Annotated in this window: 21 protein-coding genes and 1 other RNA gene; 17 read left to right on the plus strand and 5 right to left on the minus strand. The window is 63.7% G+C overall.

Annotated elements, in window-relative coordinates:
* Window positions 1-20: 20 nt before the first annotated feature.
* Window positions 21-1,055 carry a substrate-binding domain-containing protein gene (locus E5206_RS08490; RefSeq protein ID WP_168709288.1) on the minus strand — a complete coding sequence of 345 codons (1,035 nt, stop codon included), beginning with the start codon at window positions 1,053-1,055 and terminating at the stop codon, window positions 21-23.
* A 433-nt stretch (window positions 1,056-1,488) separates the two neighbouring features.
* On the opposite strand from E5206_RS08490, the gene E5206_RS08495 reads away from it, so the two are divergent.
* Window positions 1,489-2,793, plus strand: coding sequence for a hypothetical protein (locus E5206_RS08495; RefSeq protein ID WP_136322103.1), 1,305 nt, complete (start codon window positions 1,489-1,491; stop codon window positions 2,791-2,793).
* 699 nt (window positions 2,794-3,492) lie between these two features.
* Window positions 3,493-5,601 carry a lysozyme gene (locus tag E5206_RS08500; protein ID WP_240690055.1) on the plus strand — a complete coding sequence of 703 codons (2,109 nt, stop codon included), beginning with the start codon at window positions 3,493-3,495 and terminating at the stop codon, window positions 5,599-5,601.
* 262 nt (window positions 5,602-5,863) lie between these two features.
* On the opposite strand, the gene E5206_RS08505 is transcribed toward E5206_RS08500, so the two are convergent.
* Entirely contained in the window at window positions 5,864-7,294 is a 1,431-nt protein-coding gene (locus tag E5206_RS08505) for an IS1380 family transposase (RefSeq protein WP_136322105.1), read from the minus strand.
* A 284-nt stretch (window positions 7,295-7,578) separates the two neighbouring features.
* On the opposite strand from E5206_RS08505, the gene E5206_RS19220 reads away from it, so the two are divergent.
* The gene (locus tag E5206_RS19220) at window positions 7,579-7,725 is read left to right on the plus strand and encodes a hypothetical protein (RefSeq protein WP_168709289.1); all 147 of its coding nucleotides are present in this window, start codon (window positions 7,579-7,581) and stop codon (window positions 7,723-7,725) included.
* 496 nt (window positions 7,726-8,221) lie between these two features.
* On the opposite strand, the gene E5206_RS08510 is transcribed toward E5206_RS19220, so the two are convergent.
* Entirely contained in the window at window positions 8,222-10,681 is a 2,460-nt protein-coding gene (locus E5206_RS08510; RefSeq protein ID WP_168709290.1) for a polysaccharide deacetylase family protein, read from the minus strand.
* Window positions 10,682-11,273: 592 nt separating this feature from the next.
* On the opposite strand from E5206_RS08510, the gene E5206_RS08515 reads away from it, so the two are divergent.
* The 13 genes from E5206_RS08515 (at window position 11,274) to ssrA (ending at window position 21,724) form a co-directional block, all read left to right on the plus strand.
* The gene (locus E5206_RS08515; protein ID WP_136322107.1) at window positions 11,274-12,497 is read left to right on the plus strand and encodes an ATPase, T2SS/T4P/T4SS family; all 1,224 of its coding nucleotides are present in this window, start codon (window positions 11,274-11,276) and stop codon (window positions 12,495-12,497) included.
* Window positions 12,497-13,351, plus strand: a complete 855-nt coding sequence (locus tag E5206_RS08520) for a type II secretion system F family protein (protein WP_136322108.1) — start codon at window positions 12,497-12,499, stop codon at window positions 13,349-13,351. The genes E5206_RS08515 and E5206_RS08520 overlap by 1 nt, the downstream gene beginning before the upstream one ends.
* Window positions 13,348-14,289: a type II secretion system F family protein gene (locus E5206_RS08525; protein ID WP_136322109.1), complete on the plus strand. Its 942-nt coding sequence runs from the start codon at window positions 13,348-13,350 to the stop codon at window positions 14,287-14,289. The genes E5206_RS08520 and E5206_RS08525 overlap by 4 nt, the downstream gene beginning before the upstream one ends.
* 154 nt (window positions 14,290-14,443) lie before the next feature.
* Window positions 14,444-14,695, plus strand: coding sequence for a hypothetical protein (locus E5206_RS08530; protein ID WP_136322110.1), 252 nt, complete (start codon window positions 14,444-14,446; stop codon window positions 14,693-14,695).
* Between the two features lie 153 nt (window positions 14,696-14,848).
* Window positions 14,849-15,160 (plus strand): TadE/TadG family type IV pilus assembly protein, encoded by a 312-nt coding sequence (locus E5206_RS08535; RefSeq protein WP_136324041.1) that lies wholly within the window; start codon window positions 14,849-14,851, stop codon window positions 15,158-15,160.
* Window positions 15,141-15,665 (plus strand): hypothetical protein, encoded by a 525-nt coding sequence (locus E5206_RS08540; protein WP_240690057.1) that lies wholly within the window; start codon window positions 15,141-15,143, stop codon window positions 15,663-15,665. Before E5206_RS08535 ends, E5206_RS08540 begins: the two co-directional genes overlap by 20 nt.
* On the plus strand, window positions 15,662-16,186 hold the full coding sequence (locus E5206_RS08545) for a pilus assembly protein TadG-related protein (RefSeq protein ID WP_346763470.1): 525 nt from the start codon (window positions 15,662-15,664) through the stop codon (window positions 16,184-16,186). Before E5206_RS08540 ends, E5206_RS08545 begins: the two co-directional genes overlap by 4 nt.
* Window positions 16,187-16,280: 94 nt before the next feature.
* Complete coding sequence (prfB, locus tag E5206_RS08550; RefSeq protein WP_136322111.1) at window positions 16,281-17,396, plus strand: peptide chain release factor 2; 1,116 nt, start codon at window positions 16,281-16,283, stop codon at window positions 17,394-17,396.
* A 182-nt stretch (window positions 17,397-17,578) separates the two neighbouring features.
* Window positions 17,579-18,382, plus strand: coding sequence for a cell division ATP-binding protein FtsE (gene ftsE / locus E5206_RS08555; protein WP_136322112.1), 804 nt, complete (start codon window positions 17,579-17,581; stop codon window positions 18,380-18,382).
* Window positions 18,379-19,293 (plus strand): permease-like cell division protein FtsX, encoded by a 915-nt coding sequence (gene ftsX / locus E5206_RS08560; RefSeq protein ID WP_136322113.1) that lies wholly within the window; start codon window positions 18,379-18,381, stop codon window positions 19,291-19,293. Before ftsE ends, ftsX begins: the two co-directional genes overlap by 4 nt.
* A gap of 26 nt (window positions 19,294-19,319) precedes the next feature.
* A complete protein-coding gene (locus E5206_RS08565) occupies window positions 19,320-20,711 on the plus strand; it encodes a M23 family metallopeptidase (RefSeq protein ID WP_136322114.1) in 1,392 nt (463 codons plus the stop codon).
* 64 nt (window positions 20,712-20,775) lie between these two features.
* On the plus strand, window positions 20,776-21,246 hold the full coding sequence (smpB, locus tag E5206_RS08570; RefSeq protein WP_136322115.1) for an SsrA-binding protein SmpB: 471 nt from the start codon (window positions 20,776-20,778) through the stop codon (window positions 21,244-21,246).
* Between the two features lie 109 nt (window positions 21,247-21,355).
* Window positions 21,356-21,724: a transfer-messenger RNA gene (ssrA, locus tag E5206_RS08575) on the plus strand.
* A 112-nt stretch (window positions 21,725-21,836) separates the two neighbouring features.
* On the opposite strand, the gene E5206_RS19225 is transcribed toward ssrA, so the two are convergent.
* Together E5206_RS19225 and E5206_RS08580 are read right to left on the minus strand one after the other, a co-directional pair.
* Window positions 21,837-21,974, minus strand: a complete 138-nt coding sequence (locus E5206_RS19225) for a hypothetical protein (protein WP_168709291.1) — start codon at window positions 21,972-21,974, stop codon at window positions 21,837-21,839.
* A gap of 48 nt (window positions 21,975-22,022) precedes the next feature.
* Window positions 22,023-22,394, minus strand: a complete 372-nt coding sequence (locus E5206_RS08580) for a hypothetical protein (RefSeq protein WP_136322116.1) — start codon at window positions 22,392-22,394, stop codon at window positions 22,023-22,025.
* Window positions 22,395-22,564: 170 nt separating this feature from the next.
* On the opposite strand from E5206_RS08580, the gene E5206_RS08585 reads away from it, so the two are divergent.
* Entirely contained in the window at window positions 22,565-23,974 is a 1,410-nt protein-coding gene (locus E5206_RS08585) for an MFS transporter (protein ID WP_136322117.1), read from the plus strand.
* Window positions 23,975-23,991: the final 17 nt, after the last annotated feature.

The following is a 23,991-nucleotide window of genomic DNA, read 5'->3' on the forward strand; positions in this document are numbered from 1 at the left end:
TCGTCATCGATTCCTGTCCACTAGTGCGGGGAGGCAATGGTGGCGGCCAGCGATTGGGCAGCCTCGAGCGCGGTACCGCTGGGGGGATACGTGCCAGCGTAGATTTTCGCCGTGGTCTGCCCGGGCTCGCTCACAATGAACTCGGCCCAGGACTTCACCATCGTGGCAATGGCGTCAACTTTGTAACTTGAACAGAAAACCTGATAGCTGACGGACGCCAGTTGGTAGCCTGTGCCCCCGTTTGGCGCGATGTCTACGCTCACACCGTGCGACGAGGATGCCACTGCGCTGCCCGCGATGGCCATGTTGATGGGGTCCGTGGTGGGGGTGAAGAACTTGCCGTTGAACTCGAGGGCAACCGTGTTAAAGCGATTGCCGATGTCGCCGACGTTCAGGAAGGCGATGGTGCCGAAGTTGTCATCGACTTCCTTGGCAATGTCGCTGTCTTTGGCAACCTTTGTCCCCGTCACAGTGGCGGGCCAGTTGGCGGAGGGCTTGGACGGCCAGACCGCCGCTGAGTTGTCCGACAGATAGCGGCTGCCCGTCAGGGCCAGTGCGGACGGTGCCTTGGAAGTTACGGGAACTATGGCCTTCGCCGGCAGATTTGCTGTGGGATTCAGTGCAACGATTTGCGGGTCGTTCCAGGACTTGATCGTCCCGGTGAAGATGGCGGACAGCGTCGGCGCATCGAGCTTCAGTCCATGGATGCCGCCCAGGTTGAAGGCTGCGGCCACCGGAGTGATTGAGGTTGGCAGCGTGAAGGCGCCATCCGGTCCACACACCGTTGTTGATGCAGCGGCGTCCGCTGCGCTGAGAGGGGCATCGCTGGTCGCCACGTATGTGTTTCCGGCTAGCAGTGCCTGCAGACCTACGTCCTGTCCGTCCGGGGAGAAGCTCACTGAAACACTCTTGTTGGCGGCAACCCATGCATTGCGCCAGGCATTAATGGCTCCCTCCTGGGTGCCGCTTCCAACAATGATCAGGGCGCCCCGGACCGCGTCCGGGTGCGACGGACCGGCGCATGCGCCCAGCAGCGCAACGGAGCACAGTGCCACCGCAGCCTTGTATCGTCCCGACCACCGACGGTTCACAGAGCATTCCCTTCGAGCAAGTAATGGGATGTGATCGATCCAATCGAACCACTTTGACTAGACTATCGTCGGTACAGGTTGCAGCCGGCATCGAGCATTGAAGAAGATGTCGAAGGGCCGCCCTTCTGTCAGGCTTGGGTGGGGGAACAATCAAGTGGTCCAGGGCCGACGTGGCTTTCAGTAACCGACTGCCTGTGGGTTCCGCTGGGCAGCTTAATTCTTTCAAGGTCCGTACGGCCCGATAATGGTGGCGGTGTTGGGCTGGACCAAGTGATTGAGCGGTGCTTCTTGCATCCCGGGCCTCAGGCCGTATTTTGGGCTGAAATCAGTGAATGGGCAGAATTCGTATTCTAAGTGAAAATCGGAGTACCTTATTTGAAGTTCTGGGGGAGATCTAATGTCTAGCGAGGTTTTTCGGGTTTCTCATGCCCGAAGATGGAAGGTGCCCGCGGCCGCAGGCGCAGTTGTCGCAGGAGCGTTTGTCGCATTTTCCAGATTGCCCGTCGCGGCCCAAGGCGCTATCTGGGGCGAGGATGGGAGTGTCTTCCTTCAAAAGGCCCTCGAATCTAACAACGTGACTGGACTGTTTGCCCCCTATGCCGGATACCTTCATGTGGTCCCGCGTCTGGCCGCAAGCCTGACGGTAAAACTGTTTGCGGTGGACCGCTATGGCATCGTCATGAATTTTCTAAGTTGCCTGACAGTATCCCTCATTGCATTCTTGGTATTCCATTGTTCAAAAGCGCTGACAAAAAATATCTACATCCGCCTGGCATGGGCATCCATTACGATTTTTGTTGCCCCGGCGCCCATCGAGGCCCTGGGAAACTTTGCCAACATCCACTGGTACCTGCTCTGGCTCGTCCCGTGGCTGCTCTTGAAGCCGGCCTCGTCGAAATTCGAAGGCATCACTCTCTTCGTGGCTGCAGCGTTGGCGTCCTTGACAGAGATTTCCAGTGCCATGTTCCTGCCGCTGTTCTTGTACCGGTACAAAGACACATCGTTCTGGCCAGCCAGATTTGGAGTCCTTGTCGGGGTGGCCTGCCAGGTAGCCACAACACTTACTTATCCTCGCCCTGCTCCAGAGGGCAACTATCCGCTGAACGTATGGTCTGTAGTGGAGGGGTGGTTCCTGCATGGAAGTTCGGCCCTGATGTTTGGGAATGCTCACCAGATAACCAACAATATTGTGTTTTATGGGGCTGCCTCCATCGTTCTTGCGGCAATCCCGTTCTTTGGCGCGTTTGCTGGCATTCTGATTTGGGGGACAAACCAGCAGAGGCTGCTTGCCTGCGTATTTATGCTGGGATCGTTTGTTGCCTACGCGGCTGCACAGACGGTCAATTTCTCGAAGGTTGCCGACTACGTGACCTTTGATAAATCTGCTTGGACGGTTTTCTATCTGACCCGGTACGCCACGATCACTTCAATGCTCCTGCTGGGGCTTATTCCACTGCTGGCCGCAGTGCTCGAAAGGAAGTCGCCAGGCTGGTGGCGGGCTGTACTCGGAGGCTTCCTGGTGCTTCAAGTTGTCTATTTCTTTCCGGTCTCCGTCATCAGACAGGATGGACCGGTTTGGCAGGAGTCAGTTCAGGCGCAACGGACAGCGTGTAGTGGCGACGCGCAGCTTGGATCCATAGTCGTTCCGATTACGCCGGCATTTTGGTCTGTTGAACTCCAATGTGATCGGCTTCGACGCTAGCCCGGGGCTGAGTACCGTGGCCACTGGTTGGGCGGGTGGTCTCCTTGGCCGGATCCCATGTCCGGGAACATTGCAGTCCTCGCGGCCGTTGCCGCACAACGGCACTCGGACGGTGGCTCCGCAACGATCTACTGGGGCAAACTTCTTTGGTTGGATCCCGTCACTTGAACCTCGTTGGCCACACAAACAACACCTTGCACACGGATGTTAGTCTGAGGCAGCGACATAGCATGCCAAAGTTCAACTGCCGCAACTGGTTAAGAGGCCGGAATCACCATGTGGCGCCTCTCTGAAACGGGTGATCTAGTGTGGAGCGAAGAAATGAACACCACTCAATCCAAAGCCGCTTTCTCTAAAGTGACCAGAGGGAGCCGGGGCCAGGGTCTGGCGTTGACGGCCCTCTGCGGGGCAGTTGTCTTGCTGCTTTCAGCAACTGCGGCCGCCGCCGCTCCGACGCCGGCGCCTTCCGTAACTGCGTCGGCCGCTGCCGCTCCCGCAGCCACACCGGTGCCCTCCCCAACGGCGTCGGCTCCAGTCTCTGGGCAGGCAACGTCTTCGCCGAGCCCGGCACCCATGGAACAAAGCCAAACCGCAGCGTCCTCTCCCTCGGCGGCCGTTCCCGCGAGCGCTTCTTCCGTAAACGGCAGTGACGAGAAACGAGCCGCGATGCGGCAGGCCGTTGGTCCTGGGGGAGCGCAAATGGGACAACTCTCGCCGCTGGTCAATGGCCTAACCAGAACCAACGTGACAACGCAGGGCACGTGGACGCCCAGCTTTGGTGTCCAGGGTCTTGATGTCAGCTACTACCAGCCCAACGTCAACTGGCAGCAACAGTGGGACATGGGGGCGCGATTCGCCTATGTTAAAGCCAGTGAGGGGGACTATTATACGAACCCTTCCTTTGGAGCCCAATATCAGGGATCCCGGTCTGTCGGCATGATCCGCGGGGCTTATCATTTCGCGATTCCGAATTGGTCCGCAGGGTCGGAGCAGGCAAGCTTCTTCGTGCAAAACGGTGGAGGATGGAGCGCCGACGGCTCGACGCTGCCTCCCGTCCTCGATATTGAGTTCAATCCATACGCGGGCAAAACCATTAATGGCGTCTACATGGGCAACACATGCTACGACATGTCTGCTGCCCAGCTCACTGCGTGGGTCCACGATTTCGGAAACACCGTTCGTGCCCTCACCGGCAGGCTGCCCATGATCTACACAAACACGAGTTGGTGGAAACAGTGCACCGGGGATCCTGCTGGCTTTGGGGACTATCCGCTCTGGATTGCGGCATACCCCGGCGCTCCTTCGAATGATGCCGGAAGCATTCCAGCCAGTTGGGGTGCCTACAGCGTCTGGCAGTACAGCAGCACCGGTCCCTTCGCCGGCGACTCGAACGTGTGGAACGGCGACTACAGTTCGCTGCAGAAGTTTGCGAGCGATCCGGCAAAGGGGTCATTCGATTCGCTCTCGCTGGTGCGGGACACTACTTCGGCATATCTGAACGTTACGGGCTGGTCGGTCGATCTCTCAAAACCATGGGTATCGACTGCCGTCGCCATCACAGTCACGGACCCAGGCAACCAGACAACTGGATATTCATTCCTGGCGAACGGTTATCGGCCGGACGTGGACAGTGTTTACGGCTATGGCCCTGCCCATGGTTTTGGAAGCAACATCCAGATCACATCATCCGGCACCTACAAAGTCTGCGCTGCCGCCGTCGGTACCAATGGAAATGTTGATCTTGGCTGCAAGACATTGCAGGCGAGTGGTGTCGAACCGCCCGTCGGGTCATTCGATGGTTTGGGACAAGTCCGCACCCCAACCAGTGTTTCACTTCGATTGACAGGCTGGGCCGTGGATCGTGCAAATGCTCAATCGGCCACCTTCGCAGATGCCTACGTCACAGACCCGGACGGCCAGACCACCGGATATCGGATGTCGGCCGCCGCGGCCAGGCCGGATGTGGGCACCGCAACGGGCTACGGATCGAATCATGGCTTCGACACGCTGATTGGTCTGAACAAAGCCGGAACATATCACGCCTGCGTCTACGCCATCGGCCAGTATTACAACACCTCAATGGGCTGCAAGGACATAGCGGTTGGAGCCAACCCGGAACCCAAGGGCTACTATGATTCCCTTCGAATCGTCCAAGCGCCAGGGGCAGCCAACCTGGTTGCGACTGGCTGGGCATTTGACCCCACCAACACAGGGGCCAATATCCCCGTCCATGTCTATGTCCAGTCACCGGACGGCACCAATGTCGGCACAGCATTCACTGCCAACCAGCCTCGCCCTGACCTGAACAGCATCCTTGGAATTGCCGGTGACCACGGCTTCAGTGCGTCATTGGGGATAAAAAGTACGGGGACATACACCGCCTGCGCATACGCTCTGTCGGTTGCCCCGCTTGCTCCCGGCAATACACCGCTCGGCTGCCGTACCATCCAGGTGACGAACACACCCCCAACATCGGGATATCTTGACTCCGCCAGCGTTCTCTCGGCAGCGGGTCAAACCAGTATCAAAACGACGGGATGGACTTATGACCCGGCGGTTTCCGGATCATCAAACCCGGTGCATGTCTACATCACTTATCCTGATGGGACTCGCCAAGGCTATGCATTCACGGCAAATCTTCCGCGGGCTGATGTGAACAGCGCCGTTGGTATTTCCGGAAACCACGGGTACTCTACCCAAGTCCCCATCACCCAGCGAGGGAAATACACCGTTTGCACCTACGGCATTGGGATTGCGCAATTCAGCTCAGGTAACTCTTCGCTCGGCTGCCAGCTCGTTACTTACTAATCCGGACGGACGCGGCCGCGCCGCAAACGCCGGTGACGGGACAATCACCCATGCGGCGGTCCGTGGCAAAAAATCGCTTGACAAAGGTTAGCCTCGATTTTTCATGATGCTCGTTGATGGCCGCTGGTTTGTGGCCGTGGCTGGTGGGCGGTTGTTTTCTGTTTTCGGGCAGTCTGGTGTGGCCCGTCGGTTCGCTTCGGGGTTGGCGCCGGTTCCACTTCCGGTGATCGTGCTGTTCGTTGGGACAGGATGAGGTCCACGATCAGCCGGTGGAAGGAACGAGCCCTTTGCTGAGGCGGGCGGTGTTCTCCAGAAGCAGTTTCAGGAGGTCTTTCTCGGGCGCTGTTTCCGGGAGCAGGAGCTGGTGGCGGCGGGCGCGGGTGATGATTTTCCCGGCGGTCGCGAAGAGCCGGTAGCGCCAGCGTTTGATGTCCCAGGCTTTGGCGTGGTGGCCGTCCGGGAGGGCGGCGAGCTGGAGCCAGGAGACCAGGTTGAGGGCCAGGGTGGCGATGTTTGCCCAGGCCTGGTTCGCGGCGAAATCGAAGAACGGCAGCTTGCCCAGGCCGGTGTTTTTCAGGGTTTTGATCCGGTTCTCGCACCGGCCGCGGGCGCGGTGTCTGGCGTCGAGGAAGGGTCCGTGCCAGCGTGGGGAGTTGGTCAGGAACGCGGTGATCCGGTGCCCGTCGACGTCGAGCAGGGTCGGCTGCGCGCCGGGGTGCAGCGGCTCGGCGCGGAGGAACAGGTTGGTGCCCGGCGGGTAATCGGTGAGCGGGATGACGTCGGTGGCGTTGATGACCCACGCATCGTTCCGGTCGTTCCCGTGCTGGTCCAGGGCCAGCTGCCAGTGCTCTTTGTCGTTGATCCAGTCGATCATGTGCGCTTTGCCCAAGGGCAGCGCGAAGCTGGTGGAGAACTGCACGCCCAGGCTGTGCAGGTGCCAGAGGAATTTCCGCGAGGCGCCGGCACCGTCGGTGCGGACCAGGACCTTTTCCCCGGCCAGGGCCCCGGCCTCGGTGAAGAAGCTCTCGGGCAGTTGGGCTGCGGCGGTGTGGAAGACCCGGATGTGGTCCTCGGCGCTGTTCGCCCCGGCGTTGCCCGGCCTCAGCATTGCGGCGAGGATTTCCCCGGAACCGTTGCCGCCGCCGTAGTCGACGCTGGCGATGAACGGGGCGAACCCGTAGCCGCCCTTGTAGGTTCCGGCGACGTTCTCCTTATCCGAATGCGAGGTCACCAGGGTCGCGTCGAGGTCGATGATGAGCGGGTCCGCAGCCGTCGCGGCCAGTGCCGGGTTCCGGTCCCCGGCCGCGTCCCAGGCCCGCGTGCGCAGTTCCCGGGTAAGGGTCTCGAATCCGTAGCCGAACAGCTCCGGGTTCGCCACGGTGCGTTCGAAGAACCGGGAGACGGTCGCGTTCGAGGGCAGCTGACCAAAGACACCGGGTGAGGAACGCAGGATGTCCAGATCGGAGGCGTGTTCGCCTCCGGCGGCGAGCATGGCGGCCAAAGAACCAACCAGCCGGCCAGGCCGGTGTTTCGCGCCAGAGGGAACAAACTGGCCCAGCCTGTCCTCACACAGCCTGCCGAAACCCAGCGCGTCCATGAAGCCGGTGAGCACCGAAACCCCGGCGTGGGAGATCAGCGACTGGCCGGTGAAACTGACCGGCGGGGACGGAAAAACAGCGGTAGACTTCTGCATCGAAAGGGTGCTCCCTCGCTCGGCAAATAACGGTCTCGACAACCACTATTTTCCCAGTTCAGAGCACCCTTTCCCTGATTAACACGCCATCCCGCCGGACCCGCCATGAAAACCTTGGGTTAGGGACTCTCTTCGCAGATAAGCGTGGTTAGGGCGGTCTTGGACTGCCGCCACGGCGTTGGACGTAGTCGGCCCGGCGTGGTGCGGCGGGGAAGAGGTCCGGGCCTCTTTGAATTGGTGGCCACCAGGCAAACCAATACCCAAAAGAGACCGTGAACATCCTTATGTCTTGTTCCGAGGGCCGCTGGTGCACGCGCGCGGATGCGATGCTCGGCCTCGAAGGAATCCACGTCGGCTCCGTCACGGCAACCGCGGCCGGACTGGTGCTGGGCGTCGAGATCGGCGACACAGTCAGCGGCTGCCCTGGCTGAGGTGTCCTCGGGGTCGGACATGGACGCCGCAAGATCCGCCTCCATGACATCCCGACTTTCGGCCGACCGGTGCGGCTACTGCGGTCCAAGCATGTCGGCGTTGTCCGGACGCGGGCTGCGCGAGGACGACGTTCACCGATGAGCACCCGCTGGCCAACCCGCTGGGCATCTCCTGCCGCACGGCCTGGCATGCCATTAAGCCAGAGATGACATCGCACATCGGAATCGCGGACCGGTTGGCCGGCATGGCCACCGAATAGCGGCGAGGCTGACGACGCGTCATGCCCGAACCAGAATCCGCTGCCGACCCGAAATCAATCAGGGCCAACAGCGGATCGGTGGGTCAGGCTCAGCCGGCGAGGGGCCGGATAGCTTGGGGCCTGCCGCGAACGAGGCTTGTGGTGGAGCCGTTCGCAGCAGGCCTCAGGCCGTTCGCGCAGTGTTGCGTGTGTGGGCCAGTTCCAACCGGTTCGCCGGCCCCACCCAGGCTATGGCGTCAGAGGAAGTACCCCGAGACATCCGCGATGAGTTGGGTTGTCCCGTTTGACCTGTTGTAGAGGTTGACCTTTCCGTCGGCCCCGATCGGGACGGTGACGCAATTGGGAACAATCTGCCCTTTTGCAAAGTTCACGTTGGATGCGTTGGGCAGTGTGCCACCGGAGGCATAGGCCGTGATGAACCCGAAGGATGTCGGGTTGGCCACGGTCAGGTTGAACGTCGCGGCTGATGCGGACGTGGGGACACCGTTGGCACCGCCGATGAGGAACGATACGGTTCCGTCGGCCGTTGCCGGTGTTGCCGGTGTTGGAGTCCGTGTGTCCAGGAACCTGGTAGGCGCGACCGGTTGGAAGGTGCCGGGAAGTGTGGGTGTGCCGGCGAGATAGTAGCCGGAGACGTCCGCGATCAGGTTCGCGGTGCCGACGGAGGCGTTGAACAGGGCCACCTTCCCATCCGTTCCCACCGGGACGGTGACGCTGTTCGGGACAATCTGCCCGGCGGCATAGTTCACATTGGACGCATTGGGCACAGCAGCCGAGCCGGAGGCGTAGGCGGTGACGAATCCGTCGGACTTTGCGTCGGCCACAGTGAGGTTGAAAGTAACTGCTGAGACGCTTGACGGGATTCCGCTGACTCCGCCAACTTGGAACGACACGGTCCCTTTGGCAGCCACTGGCGGCGCCGTGGGGCTGCGGGTGTCAAGGAACCTCGTCGGCGCGATCGGTTGGAATGCACCAGGAGCGGCCACCGTTCCGGACAAATAGTAGCCAGAGACGTCGGCTATCAGCTGCGCAGTTCCCACCACGGAGGCGTTGAAGAGGGTAACTTTTCCGTCCGTTCCCACCGGGACTGTGACACTGTTGGGGACAATTTGCCCCTTGGCATAGTTCACGTTGGAAGCATTCGGCCGGGTGGTTCCGGAAGCATATGCCGTGACAAAACCGTTGGACGTCGGGTTGGCGACGGTGAGGTTGAAAGTCACCGCGGAGACGGTTGCCGGGATGCCGTTCACGCCGCCCACCTGGAAGGAAACCGTCCCGTTGGGTGCCACGGGCCCGCTGCTTGTGCGCGTGTCAAGGAGCCTGGCCGGTGTGATGGGCTGGAACGCTCCCGGAGTCGTCAGGCCATCGGTGAGGCTGTAGTCGTCCGTGACGAGCGTTCCCGTGCTGCTGAGGGTCAATGCCATGGACATGGCGGTGGCACCGGCAGGAACCGGCGGGGATGTCCAGCTGGTCTGGGTGTAGGTCGTGGCGGGAAGGACAAACGGACTGGACGTCCAATAGTGCCAGGCTCCCTGGCCCATCCGGTAATAGAGTTCGAACTGGGTTTGTGCCGTTGAGGTATACCAGGCCGACATCGTGTAGCGATGACCCGGAGTGACGGTCGGTGAGCACTGCCCGGTGTCAAGCGGGGGCAGCATTTTGGCATCGCCGCTCGTGTAGGCGGACATGACCAGCTGGGTCGCGGCAGTACCCGTATGGCCAGTCGCCACGGTGCTGGTGGTGTAGGTATTGGTGCCGTAGGAGCCCGGAACCCAGCAGTCCGGGGGGCCGCCGACCACGGAACCCGCCGTCTCAAATCCGGGGTTGCGGAGCAGGTTCCCTGAAGTGATGGGTGCCGGTGGCGTCGGCCCGTTGGCAGCCAGCGGCTTCACCGCTCCACCGATCACCTGGTCCACCGTTTTCACGGTGACCCGCCCCGCGGCCTGCTCGGCCGCCAGGAAGTCGATGAGGGCATTGAAATCTGCCGTGGGGATGCTGAGCGACTCACCCGCGACGCCAATGTGGTGGAAGGAATACTGCATCCAGCCGCCGCCCGGCTCGGCCTTGAGGGTCAGGTCCTCCAGGTTCTGCAGCGTCCAGGTGCTCTCGACCTGGTCCGGGGCCTTGGTCAGGAACGGGTCTGCCGGCGGGATGGTCTCGGCCGGCGGGAGGCCGACGGAATCAGGGTTCTGGCTTAAGATGTCACCCAGGCCCCGCGCGCTGTTGTAGCCGCACGCCGACACAACGCTCTCGATTGCCGGACTTGATGCAGCAAACGGATAGGCGAAGCTGGTGATACGGAACCCCAACGCGGTCAGGCTGTTGCGGTCGTCACAGATTTGCCGCTGCTGCTCAGCGGTGTCGGCCAAGGTCAAATCCGGGTGGGTGACGGTGTGCCCGCCAATCTCATTGCCTGCTGCTTGAAGAGCGAGGGCCTGGGCCGTGTTCATGTAGACGGGGTCGGAATTGAGAAAGCCGGATGGAACGTAGAACGTTCCGTGCAGGCCCTTGGAATTCATATAGGCTGCAGCGGCCACCTGGTCCACGTGGGAATCATCAAAGGTCAGCGACACGATCACCGGGGCTGCGGCGTGGGCAGGCTGGACCAGGACCGCAGCGTTGAAGAACGTAGCCAGCAGAAGTGCTGCCGTGCCCATGGCTGCCGCGGCGGCCCAGTTCGTCTTACGGGTTTTCACAGCGTGGCTCTGTCCAGGGGGTGTGGCCCCGGTCCACCGGCCTGCGGACGCCGGAGGGGTTTGTTGTATAAGCTGGCCCTTCGGGCCGCGACGCCGGAATAGTTTCATGGGACCTGACTCGATTCAGAACTGAGACTGGTCGGGGCATGTCGGTCACCCGGCACGTCCCGTTCGTTACTGGAGCGGGTACTCTGTATCCGCCACCCGTGCGTCACATGTGGCCATGGGTGGCGGGTAGACGTCCGCCGAGCGTTGTGGTTGGCAGACGCTTCGACCCTACAGCGGGTCCTCAGTCAGGGTATGAGTGCCGACTACCTGTCTTTTCGGGCGGACCACTCAGTTTCTTATCTCGGGATTCGGCCTATTAGTGCCGCGTGTTCAGGTGGCGGAGCAGGATCCGCTTCATTTTCCGCTCCGGGACGATGACTCGCTTTCGGATCCGGGCCATATGGGATCTCCTTCGTTGTCTTCCCGCAATCTTGGCGGTTATCCACATGTGGCCCGCAGAGCCCTTGCCGGGCTGACCGCCGGCTCCTAGCTTTAAGCCAATTGCACCGCCTCGAACCGAGGCACCAGTCGTAGTGGGGGCCATGTGGAGGCTGTGCGCATTATTGAGGATGAAGTCCGTGAGCTGATCCGTCGGCGGGGTCTGGACCCGCTGCGGCAGGCCGGCGAAGTCCGCCGACTCGTCGATGCAGCGGTCAGCGACTATGACGAGCGGGCCCTCCTGGCGCCGTTGCCTCCTATCGGTCCGCTGGAATCGGCGCGCAGGTTTGTCTACGACGCCGTGGCCGGTTTTGGTGCGTTGCAGCCGCTGCTGGATGATCCCGCGATCGAGGAAATCTGGCTGAACGCCCCGCATGAAATCTATGTGGCCAGAAATGGCGAATCGGAGCTGACCTCCGTCTCGCTCACGGACCAGCAGGTCCGGGACCTGGTGGAGCGCATGCTCAAGAGCTCCGGTCGCCGGCTGGACATGTCCTCCCCGTTCGTCGATGCCGCCCTCCCGGACGGATCCCGGCTCCATGTGGTGATTCCGGACGTGACCCGGCGTCACTGGGCCGTCAACATCCGCAAGTTTGTCGTCAAGGCCAGCAGGCTTGAGCATCTGGTGGAACTGGGCACGCTCACGCCTCAGGCGGCCCGATTCCTCGGTGCCGCCGTGGCGAGCGGGCTTAACATCCTGGTGTCCGGGGCGACGCAGGCGGGGAAGACCACCATGCTGAATTGCCTTGCCGCGAGCATCGGTACCCGCGAGCGCGTCATCACCGTGGAAGAGATATTCGAGTTGCAGTTCCCCCTCCGGGACGTGGTGGGCCTGCAGTGCCGGCAACCGAACCTCGAGGGTGAAGGCGAGATTCCCCTGCGCCGGCTGGTCAAAGAGGCGCTGCGCATGCGGCCCGACCGACTGGTGGTGGGAGAGGTCAGGGAAGCTGAACGCCTGGACATGTTGATTGCCTTGAATTCCGGGCTGCCCGGGATGTGTACCGTCCATGCGAACTCGGCCCACGACGCGGTGACGAAAATCTGTACGCTTCCTTTGCTCGCTGGCGAAAATATCTCCAGTGCCTTCGTTGTCCCCACCGTGGCTTCCTGCATCGACCTTGTCGTTCATTGCAGCCGTCATGCCAACGGGCGCCGACAGGTCACGGAGATCCTGTCACTGGGCCGGAGGGTGGAAAACGGCATTATCGAATCGTCCATGGTCTTCGCGATGACGGATGGCCAGCTGCAGCCCAAGGCCAATTCGATGCCGGCCGCGGAGAAGTTTGCGCGGTCCGGGTATGACGTCGCGACCCTGCTGGAGCCTCATTGATGGCGCCGCTTCTGGGGGTTCTGGCCGGTAGCGGTCTCCTGCTGATCTGGTGGTCCGCGTGGGAGCAGCAGCCACCGGCCAAGGCCGCGCCCCGGACCAGCAGGCTGGAGGACCTGCTTCGCACGGCAGGAATAGAAAAGGTCAGTGCACTGGGGCTGCTGGCCACCTGTCTCGGCGTGGGGGCCTTCACTGCCATCGCCTTCTTTGCCGGAACCCGGTCATGGCCGATCTCAGGCTGTTTTGGGCTCTTCGGCAGTTGGTTGCCCCTGGCCATCGTCCGATGGCGTGCCCGAAAGCGTTCAGCAGTCCTGCGGCAGCTCTGGCCCGACGTCGTCGACCACCTCCGGTCGGCCATCAGGGCCGGCCTGTCCTTGCCGGAGGCGCTCATCCAACTGGCGGACAAGGGGCCGATGGAGCTCCGACACGTGTTCCTCGAATTTGGTTCCGACTACCGCTCCGGCGGGCAATTCGATCCTTCCCTGACGCGGCTTAAAGACCGCCTGGCCGACCCTGTCGCGGACCGGATCGTCGAAGCCCTCCGGCTGACCCGGGAGGTAGGCGGTTCCGACCTTGGCCGGCTGTTGGGCACACTCGCCGAATTCCTGAGGGAGAGCGCCCGGACCAGAAGCGAGCTGGAAGCCCGGCAATCGTGGACGGTCAACGCGGCACGGCTCGCCGTTGCGGCACCGTGGATTGTCCTGGTACTGCTGGCGAGCCGCCCGGAAGCAGTGTCGGCCTACAACACGCCAATCGGAGCCGCCGTACTGCTCGCCGGACTCGCCGTATCGCTGTTCTCGTACGCCATCATGCTGCGCATCGGCGCCCTTCCTGAAGACGAGAGGGTACTCCGGTGACAGGGCTCATGGCAGGTGCCACGGTGTGCGGAGTCATCCTCGGCGGCGGCCTCTGGCTGATGCTGGCAAGGCTTCCGTTCCTGCGCCCGGTCACTTTCGTCGACCGCATCCATCCTCAACTCAAGTCCCACAACCTGGAATCCAGGCTACTGCGCCCCGCGCCCAGAAACGTCACGGCCTTTGGGCCGCTGGAACGTATTCTTCGCCCCGTGATCCATGACGGAATCGCGTCGCTTGGCAGGGCCAACCTCGGCATCACGGCTCTGAACCGGCGTCTTGCCCGAGCAGGCAGCGCAAGGTCGGCCGTGGATTTCCGTGCAGAGCAACTCCTGTGGGCCGCCGGAGGCTTTGTACTGGATCTCGGCATCGTGGTGATCGCCGGCGCCGCAGGACGGTTCAGCCCGTTCGCCGCAGTGGTGACTGTGCTGGGCTGTGCCATCGGCGGCTTCCTGCTGAGGGATTATCTGCTGGGTGCCCACATCAGGAAGCGCGAATCCCGCATGATGGCGGAGTTCCCCAGTATCGCGGAACTGATGGCACTTGCGGTCAGTGCCGGGGAGAGTGCCACGGGCGCGCTGGACAGGGTCTGCCGCAGTGCAAGCGGCGAACTGTCAAAGGAGTTCACCCGCGTGCTTGCCGAAACCCGGGCAGGGAAGCCCTTGGTCGAGGCATTGCAGGAGTTCTCCTCCCGGACCGAGCTCGGCCCGCTGATCCGCTTCGTCGAGGGAATGATCGTGGCGGTCGAGCGCGGGACACCGCTCGCCGATGTGCTGAGGGCACAGGCCCAGGACGTGAGGGATACGGCGAAGCGCGAGCTGATGGAGTCCGCCGGGAAGAAGGAGATCGGAATGATGGTGCCGCTCGTTTTTGGAGTGCTGCCGCTCACTGTCGTCTTCGCCGTTTTCCCGGGTCTGGCCGCCATCAGCCTGGGACTGTGAACGGGGGCCCCGTCCAGATCCTCCGCAAAGACTCCGCGAAGAAGCCGGCGTCCATATCAGGAGAAACCAGAACCAGGAAGTCCGAACCGGGAAGACACAAGCAGCACCGCAGAAGGCCACCAGACGTAACCACACACTGAAAAAAGGGGAGAAAATGAAGAATATCGGGATCCGCTTCGCGTTGTTGATTTCCACGTACAGCCTGTTGCTCCGGCGGCACTCCGCCCCGGGGCCCGGGGCCGGGCAGTCGCCTGCCCGCCGCAACGACGATCACGAGCGCGGTGACGTCCCGGGCTGGGTGATGATTACCCTGATGTCTGCCGTTCTCGTCGCTGCACTCCTGGCTCTCGCAGGTCCGGCGCTTGAGGCGCTGTTCAACCAGGCCATGGACAAGGTCAGGGGGTAGCCGGTGAGCGCACCCGGCCCAGGCCGGGGCAACGGGCGGCACCGGAACCGGAACAGTACCCCTTGGTGCATCCGGGGAAGGGCTCTGGCCGGCAGCACCGGCGAGCGCGGTTCGGCAGTGGTGGACTTCATCCTGGTCGGCGGGCTGCTGACCATGTTCTTCCTTGCCGTCGTCCAGTTGGCCCTGGTCCTCCATATCCGGAACACGCTGATCGACGCCGCTGCCTCCGGTGCCAGATACGGCACGCTCGCGGACCGCAACGCCGGCGATGCCCGCGCCAGGACGGCACAGCTGATTGGCGCAGCCCTGAATCCCGACTTCGCCAGGGACGTGGTCACCGTTGAATCCACGTACCAGGGGATCCGCACCCTGGCGGTGACCGTCCGAGCCCCGCTGCCAGTGATCGGGCTGATCGGTCCCGGTGCGCTGCTGGAGGTGACCGGCCATGCGGCCATTCAGCCATGAAACGGAAGTACCCCGCCATTCCCCCGGCACGGCACGCACCGCCGCGGGCCCTTCCCCCGGATCACGCTCCGGGGGCGCCGGCGAGGCGGCCGACGCCGAACGCGGCAGCGCGGTCGTCGAGTTCACCTTCCTGTCCCTGCTGCTGATGGTCCCGCTCGTCTACTTCATCATTACCGTGGGACAGATCCAGGGCGGATCGTTCGCGGTGGTCGGCGCTGCGGACCAGGCCGCCAAGGTCTATGTTGCCCAGCCGGACCCGGCGAGCGGCCGGGCGGCCGCCGAGCAGGCGGTCCTCCTTGCGCTCGCCGATTACGGTCATCCGGCGGGCAACGCGAGCATTGACACCAGCTGTCAGCCCGCGGACTGCATGGCTGCCGGTTCGGCCGTGACTGTCACGGTCCACCTGACGGTTCCGTTGCCGTTTGTGCCGTTCAGCGAGGCGCTCCACCTCAACGCGAGCCAGCTCAGCGCCTCGGCGACCCAGATGGTCGGACGCTTCAAATGAGACCCCGCCGCGAAAACGTCCGGTGCCCGCGCAGGGCAGCCCATCGTCATGAAGGGAAACGCGAAGGGAATAAGGGCTTCGGCGGGGACAGCACGGAAGACGGCCAGCTGGCCGTGCTGATCATCGGCTATGTCCTTGTGGCCCTGCTTGTCACCTCCGTCGTGATAGCCGCGTCCAGCGTCTATATCGAGCACAAGAAGCTGCTCTCGATGGCGGACGGCGCATCCGTGGCCGCGGCGGACAGCTTCACTCTCGGTCAGCTCGAAAGTGCCGGCGGCACCCCCACCGCAGTCCTCAGTGCCGGGCGGGTCCACAGCGCCGCCGTCGACTACCTGAATCGAAACGCTGCATTCACGCGGTTCGGCGGCCTTGCCGTCACTCCGGCCACCGGGAGTCCGGACGGCTCCACCGCCGTCGTGGTCCTGAGCGCCGCCGTCCACCCACCGGTGGTCAACTTCCTCGTCCCTGATGGCATCAGGATTGAGGCAAGCTCGACGGCGCGCTCGCGGCTGACCCGTTGACCGCACCGCCCCCAAAGCGGACCGTGGCCTGCCGCCGGGGCGCCACTGACACACGTCGGGCCGGGCAGGGCCGATAGCGTACGCTTAAAAAACCATGGCAAACATTGATTTTCCCGCTGAAATCCGCGCCCTCCGCGCCACCTACGCCTCGATCGAGAACGTTTCGAATGTCGACGCGCTCAAGGAAGACATCGCCGAACTCAGCGAACGGGCCGGCGAACCCAACCTCTGGGACGATCCCGCGGCCGCCCAGGTGATCACCTCCAGGCTCTCGCACCGCCAGTCCGAACTGGCACGCCTGGACTCGCTCGCCTCCCGGATCGACGACCTCGAGGTCCTCGTGGAACTGGGCCAGGACGAGGATGACGCCGCCTCCATGGGCGAAGCCGCCACGGAACTGGAGTCGATCCGCAAGGCACTCCAGGAGCTCGAGGTCGTGACGCTGCTGTCCGGCGAGTTCGACGAGCGCGAAGCCGTGGTCACCATCCGGGCCGGGGCCGGCGGAGTGGACGCCGCGGACTTCGCCGAAATGCTGCTCCGGATGTACCTGCGCTGGGCCGAACGCCACGGCTACCCGACCACCATCATGGACACCTCCTACGCCGAAGAGGCCGGACTGAAGTCCGCCACCTTCGAGGTCAAGGCGCCCTACGCCTACGGCACGCTCAGCGTCGAGGCCGGCACCCACCGCCTGGTCCGGATCAGCCCCTTCGACAACCAGGGCCGCCGGCAGACCTCCTTCGCCGCTGTCGAAGTGATCCCGCTGATCGAACAGACCGACTCCATCGACATCCCGGACAACGAGATCCGCGTCGACGTCTTCCGTTCCTCGGGCCCGGGCGGGCAGTCGGTCAACACCACGGACTCCGCCGTGCGCCTGACCCACATCCCCACCGGCACCGTGGTGTCCATGCAGAACGAGAAGTCACAGCTTCAGAACCGTGCTGCGGCCCTCCGTGTGCTGCAGTCACGCCTGCTCCTGCTCAAGAAGGAGCAGGAAGACGCCGAGAAGAAGGCCTTCGCCGGTGATGTGAAGGCCTCCTGGGGCGACCAGATGCGCTCCTACGTCCTCAACCCGTACCAGATGGTCAAGGACCTCCGCACCGAGCATGAGGTCGGAAACACCTCGGCAGTGTTCGACGGCGAGATCGACGACTTCATCGACGCCGGCATCCGGTGGCGGACCGACAACCGGAACGCCGAGAAGTAGCCCCGGCCGCGCCTCGGCTGGGAGCTCCCTGACAATCGCGCGACACGCCCCGCCGCTCCGGCCGCCGCGCCGGTGCCCGTGCGTATAGTCGAGGAGCCGGGGCTCTACTTCCCCCAAACGAAAGCCCGCGCGCCGGCAGCAGAACTGGGCCGTAAGGCCGTGTCTGCAGGGTACTTAGGGCCATGATCCGTTTCGAAAATGTCACCAAGGTCTACGACCAGACCGCGCGTCCGGCGCTGGACTCGATCACCCTTGAGATCGGCCGTGGCGAATTCGCCTTCCTCGTCGGCGCCTCGGGCTCCGGCAAGTCGACCTTCCTGCGCCTGGTCCTCAAGGAGGACCGCGCCTCCTCCGGCGCCGTCTACGTTGCCGGCCAGAATGTGGCAAAGATCCCCAGCTGGCGCGTGCCCAGGCTCCGCCGAGGCATCGGCGTCGTATTCCAGGACTTCCGGCTGCTGCCGCAGAAGACCGTGTTCGCGAACGTCGCCTTCGCGATGCAGGTCATCGGCAAGAGCCGCAGCGTCATCCGCGACACCGTCCCGGAGGTCCTCAAGACGGTCGGCCTGGAAGGCAAGGAAAACCGCCTGCCGCATGAACTTTCCGGCGGTGAGCAGCAGCGCGTGGCGATCGCCCGCGCCGTCGTCAACCGTCCCGACATCCTGCTCGCCGACGAGCCCACCGGAAACCTCGACCCGACCACCTCCATGGGCATCATGGGCGTGCTGGACAAAATCAACCAGGACGGCACCACGGTCGTGATGGCCACGCACGACGACGACATCGTCAACGAGATGCGCAAACGGGTTGTGGAACTCAAGAACGGCGTCGTGATCCGCGACGAGGCCAGGGCCCTGTACACCTCCATGATTCCGGTCGTGGGCCAGTCGCGCCGGCTGAAGGATGCCAGCGGCCGGGACCCCGGCCCGGAGACCGCCGCCGAGTCTTCGCGCAACGAAGCCCGCACCGCAGTGGAGGGTGCGCTGTGAGGCTTGCGTTCGTCCTCGGCGAGATCGGGAGCGGCCTGCGCCGCAACCTGTCCATGGTGGTTTCCGTCATCCTCGTGACCTTCGTTTCCCTGACCTTCGTCGGCGCTGCCGGCATGCTGCAGCTGCAGATCAACCAGATGAAGGGTTACTGGTACGACAAAGTCCAGGTGGCCATCTTCCTTTGCAGTGACGGGTCGACGGCGGCCGGCTGCGCCACCGGCCCGGCCACACCGGAACAGCAGGACAACCTGCGCAAGCTCCTCGAGTCGCCCGCGGTCGCCCAGTACGTCAATGACTTCGCGTTCGAGTCCAAGGATGAAGCCTACAAGCACTTCAAGGAGCAGTTCTCCAATTCCCCGATCGTGGACTCGGTCACGCCGGACCAGCTCCCGGCATCGTTTCGGATCAATATGAAGGACCCGGCGAAGTACCAGATCATCAGCGAGACCTTCTCCTCCCAGGCCGGCGTGGAGACAGTGATCGACCAGCGCCAGCTCCTGGAGAAACTGTTCTCAGCGATGAATGCCGCCTCGCTCGTGGCGGTGAGCATCGCGGGCGTGATGATCATCTGCGCGATCCTGCTGATCGCGACGACGATCCGGCTCTCCGCCTTCAGCCGGCGCCGTGAGACCGGCATCATGCGTCTTGTGGGTGCCTCCAAGGCGGTCATCCAGCTGCCGTTCATCCTGGAAGGCGTGATCGCGGCCGTGATCGGGGCGACCCTTGCCTCGGGCACGTTGTGGGCGGTCGCCCACTTCTTCCTCGGTGATTACCTGTCCAAGCTCTACCCGGACACCGCCTTCATCTCGCCGGGCCAAACCCTGATCCTGGCACCTGCCCTGATCGGACTGGGTGTTGTCCTGGCCGGAATATCCTCTCTCCTGACCCTCCGCCGATACCTGCGGGTCTAGCTGTGCGCAACGAAAAGGGAATGCTTATGACACCGATGGCCCGTCGCCCCCTTCGGCTCCGCCTGGTCGGACGCCGCAGCCGCATGATCAGCGCCAGCTTGGCGCTGGTCCTCGCGGGCAGCCTGGGCGCGTCGGCTCCGGTGGCATTTGCGGACAACCTTGACGACCAGCAGGCTGCACTGAAGGACCAGGCGGCACAGGTCCAGGACTCCCTTGAGTTCGTGGACGCCAAAATCTCGCAGGCCGCCGCGGATCTGGTGCTCTACCAGGGGCAGCTCCCGGGCGCCCAGCAGGCGCTCCTTGATGCCCAGGGCCGGGTGGCCGGCGCCGTCAAGGAATCGGAAGCACTGGCTGCCCGCGTGGATCTGGCGCAGCAGAACAAGGCCAAGATCACGCAGCAGCTGGCGACCGACAAGCAGAAGATTTCGGATACCAGGAAGCTGATCGGCCAGATCGCCACCCAGGCCTACAAATCCGGGGGAGTGCCCTCCAACCTCTCACTGTTCTTCGGCGCGAACCAGGGCGGCAGCCTGACGGACACGATCGACCTCGCCGACCAGGCGATGCGGAGCCAGAACTCCGCGATGGACAAGCTTTCCCAGCAGAACGCCACCAACGTGAACTCCCAGGCCCGACTCGAGGCTGTGGAAGCCGAAATCAAGGACCTGAAGACCAAGGCCGATGCCGCGCTGGCGCGGGAGCAGGCGGCCCGCGATGAGGCCGAAGCCAAGAAGGCGCAGGTGGACAAGCTCATCGACGACACCACGCGGCTCAACACCGAACTTCAGGCTGCCAAGCCCGGCATCCAGACCCAGCTCGCCCAGGTCAAGGCCCAGCAGGACTCCGTCGCCTCGGAAATCGCCGAGCGCGACCGGAAGCTGCGCGAAGCCTGGGAAGCGGAGCAGCGGCGCATCGCGGAAGCGGCGGCAGCGGCCGCCCGGGCCCAGGGCCAGGCCGTCCAGCCGTACGTCGCGCCGGCCCAGGGATCGCCGTCGGCCTTCGGACTGCAGCACCCGTTCCCGGGTAATATCCCGATCACCTCCGGTTTCGGCTGGCGTGCGACGCCGCCCGGGACCATCGACTTCTACGGCCAGGGCGGCTACATGCACACCGGCATCGACTTCGGCGCCCCCTGCGGCACCCCCGTCTATGCTGCGGCGGCCGGCACCGTCTTCTCCGCCGGCTGGGCGAACGACGGCGGCGGCAACAACGTGAAGATCTCGCACGGCGTCATCCAGGGCAACTCGCTGACCACCATTTACTACCACAACACTTCGGTGGCGGTCTCGGTGGGGCAGCAGGTCAGCCAGGGCCAGCTGATCGCGTACTCGGGCACCACCGGCAACTCCACCGGCTGCCACTCGCACTTCGAGACCTGGCTCAACGGCCGGGCCGTGGATCCGATGACCCTGCTCTAAACTGGAGATGTACTCCGCGCCGCCCGGCCGGAGTGAGCCACCAAGAGATCCGAGGAGTTCTACCGTGCCCAAAGAAAGTGGCCGTAAGGTAGTGGCCACCAACCGCAAGGCCCGGCATGACTACCACATCCTTGACACCTACGAGGCCGGAATCGCGCTGATGGGCACCGAGGTGAAGTCCCTGCGCGAGGGCCATGCCTCCATGGTTGACGGCTTCTGCACCTTCTACAATGACGAGCTGTGGATGGAGGGCATCCACATCCCCGAGTATCACCAGGGGAGCTGGACCAACCATGCCGCACGCCGGCGCCGGAAGCTGCTGCTGCACCGCGACGAGCTCACCAAGATCTCGCACAAGATCCGCGAATCGGGCTTCACGATCGTCCCCCTTCAGCTGTACTTCCTGGACGGCCGGGCGAAGGTGGAGATCGGTGTCGCACGCGGCAAGAAGGAATACGACAAGCGCCAGACGCTGCGTGAGCAGCAGGACAAGCGCGAAGCCCTGCGCGTCATGCGCGAGCGCAACCGGAAGTAGCGCCGGCACCGCTGCCGGAAACCGGGAATGATTCCGCGCCGGCGTGCGTTATGCTTGATAGTCCGGGAAGGAACCGCGAGGTTCACCATCGGGTTTGATAAAAAAATACGGGGATGATCGGTTTCGACGATGTTAGTCGCGACAGGTGAAGCGGGCCGAGGATGCAGAATTATCTCGTAAACGCTGTCTGCAAACCAATAAGTGCCGAATCAAAACGCACTGACTTCGCTCTCGCTGCCTAAGCAGTAAGACAGTCCGTCAGCCCGAGGTTGCTATTGCCCCGGATCCTGGCGTCATTTAGATAGCCACTGCTGTTTACCCCCGTCATCGGGGTGAACGGGACTCTTAGATGACTGGGCCCGGATCAGCCAGCTGTTTGCGGCATGGCTGGGGCCGAGAAAATCCGACGCAAACTGCGCCCGGAGAAGCCCTGACAACACGACATCGGACGGGGGTTCAATTCCCCCCATCTCCACCATCGGAACCCCGGCAACGGAGTTCCACCCCGTAAAGTTCCAACCAGAAGGCCGGAAGCATCAGCTTCCGGCCTTCTGGTTTAAGCGGCTCAGCGGTTCCTGGCCTGCCCTGCGCTATCCGCGCTTCTTGATGTGTGCCACCGGGTCGGCGTGGGTCTCCGCGACGTTCTTCGTCTTCTTCTCGGCCCGTTTTTCCTTGATGGTCTTCACCGGCTTCTTGGCCATGCTCCGGTGCGGCGATTTGTCAGGCATTGTGCACTCCCTAACGGCGGGGGTCCGGAATGGGCCCGTGCTTTTAAGTTACGCCTCGGGCACCGCGACGTCCACGATGCCGACGAAACGGCTCCCGACACCCTCATACTCGCCGCGGACCAGTCCCGCGCCCACGGCCGGGACCTCATAGGGTGCATGGTGTGCACAGCAGACATACGTGAAGTCCGGCCACCACTTCTTCGGCCGGGCCGCCTCGGAGAAACCGCAGACAGCGCACGTCAGCTGGACCCAGACCGGGCGTTTGCCTGTCCGGTTGGCCTTGGACTGGAGCAGCCACGCCGGGGGATGATCCAGCAGCTCCCCGAGTTCGGCATCGGAGAGCCGGGGCGGGATGCCGTGACGGTGTGCCATTTCCAGCGGAATGTCGAGGATCTGGGCTGCTTCACGTCGGGTAACCATCCTTCAACGATACGGGATGACAGGGCAGCCGGATGCCTGTCATTCCCCGTCCGGACGGGCCCCGGAACGCACTGTTCCCGGACCCTGCGTCTGCCCGGCACCCCGGTGTTAGGCTCGTCACACACCCGCGGAGCCCTGTCCCGGGGGACGCTGGGAGGAAGGCAGGAGCCATGTCCGGCAACCCGGGTGCCGCCGCGTCGAGGCTGGAGAGGCGCGTGCTGTACGTGGCCATTGTCGCGTCCTTCATGGTGTTCCTGGACGGTTCGGTGGTCAACCTTGCCCTCCCCGCGATCAACCGGGAGCTGGGCGGCGGGCTCGTTGTCCAGCAGTGGGTCGTTGACGCCTACCTCCTTACCCTCGGCGGGCTCATCTTGGTGGCCGGTTCGCTGTCCGACCAGTTCGGCAGGGTGCGGGTCCTGCAATGGGGACTCGGCGGCTTTACCGCCACCTCGGTGCTCTGCGGCCTCGCCTGGAGCGGCGAATCGCTGATCCTGGCCCGGGGACTGCAGGGTGTTGCCGGGGCACTGCTCGTGCCGGGCTCGCTGGCCCTGATCGTCAGCGTATTCAAGGGGGCCGCGCAGTCCCTCGCGATCGGCAGGTGGTCGGCGTGGACGTCCGGTGCGATCGTCGCCGCACCGCTGCTCGGAGGCCTCTCCGTCGACCTGCTGACCTGGCGGTTGATCTTCTTCCTCAACGTTGTTCCGGCAGCTGCCGTCTGGCCGTTCCTCCGGAAGCTGCGGGAGCTGGACCTGCCCCACAGCCCTGACAGCCGGATCGACGTCGCCGGGGCCCTACTGGCGGTCGTGGGGCTCGGCGGCCCGGTATATGCCTTCATCTCGCGGGGCAGCCTGGGCTGGGGCAGTCCGCAGGTCTGGCTGCCGCTGGCCACCGGGGTGCTGGCACTCACGGTTTTCCTGGTCCATGAGGCAAGGACGCCGGCCCCGATGATGCCCCTGCGGCTTTTCGCCGTGCGCAACTTCGCCTGGGGCAACATCGCGACGACGGCGATCTACGGGGCGGTGTCGCTCGGGTTCTTCGTCCTGGGACTCTTCCTCCAGCAGGTCGCGGGCCTGGGGGCCACGGCGGCCGGGCTCGCCATGCTTCCGTCCACACTGATCCTGCTGCTGCTGTCCTCCCGGATCGGCGCCCTCGCGGGCCGCTTCGGCCCCCGCTGGTTCATGACCGGCGGCCCGCTGTTGTGCGCCGCCGGGTTCCTGCTGCTGTTGGGCGTGGATGTGCCGCTGGACTACCCTGACATGGTGCTGCCGGGGCTGCTGGTCTTCGGGCTGGGGCTGGCCATCACGGTGGCTCCGCTGACGGCCGCGATCCTTGGAGCAGTCGCCGCCGAAGAGGCCGGCATTGGCTCCGCCATCAACAATGCCGTGGCCCGCATTGCCGGCCTGGTGGCCATCTCCTTTGCCGGGCTGATCACGGGATCAGCCGTAACGACGCCGGGCCTGCACGCCACGGTGGCCGTGACGGCGGCGCTTCTCATTGTGGGGGCGCTGGCCTCAGCCGTCGGCATCCGGAACGGTCCCCGCGGCGAGCCTGACGGCGCCGCCCGCGGGACCGCCGGATGAGGACGCCTTCGTCCCGC

The organism is Arthrobacter sp. PAMC25564, assembly GCF_004798705.1.
Taxonomy (GTDB): Bacteria; Actinomycetota; Actinomycetes; order Actinomycetales; family Micrococcaceae; genus Arthrobacter.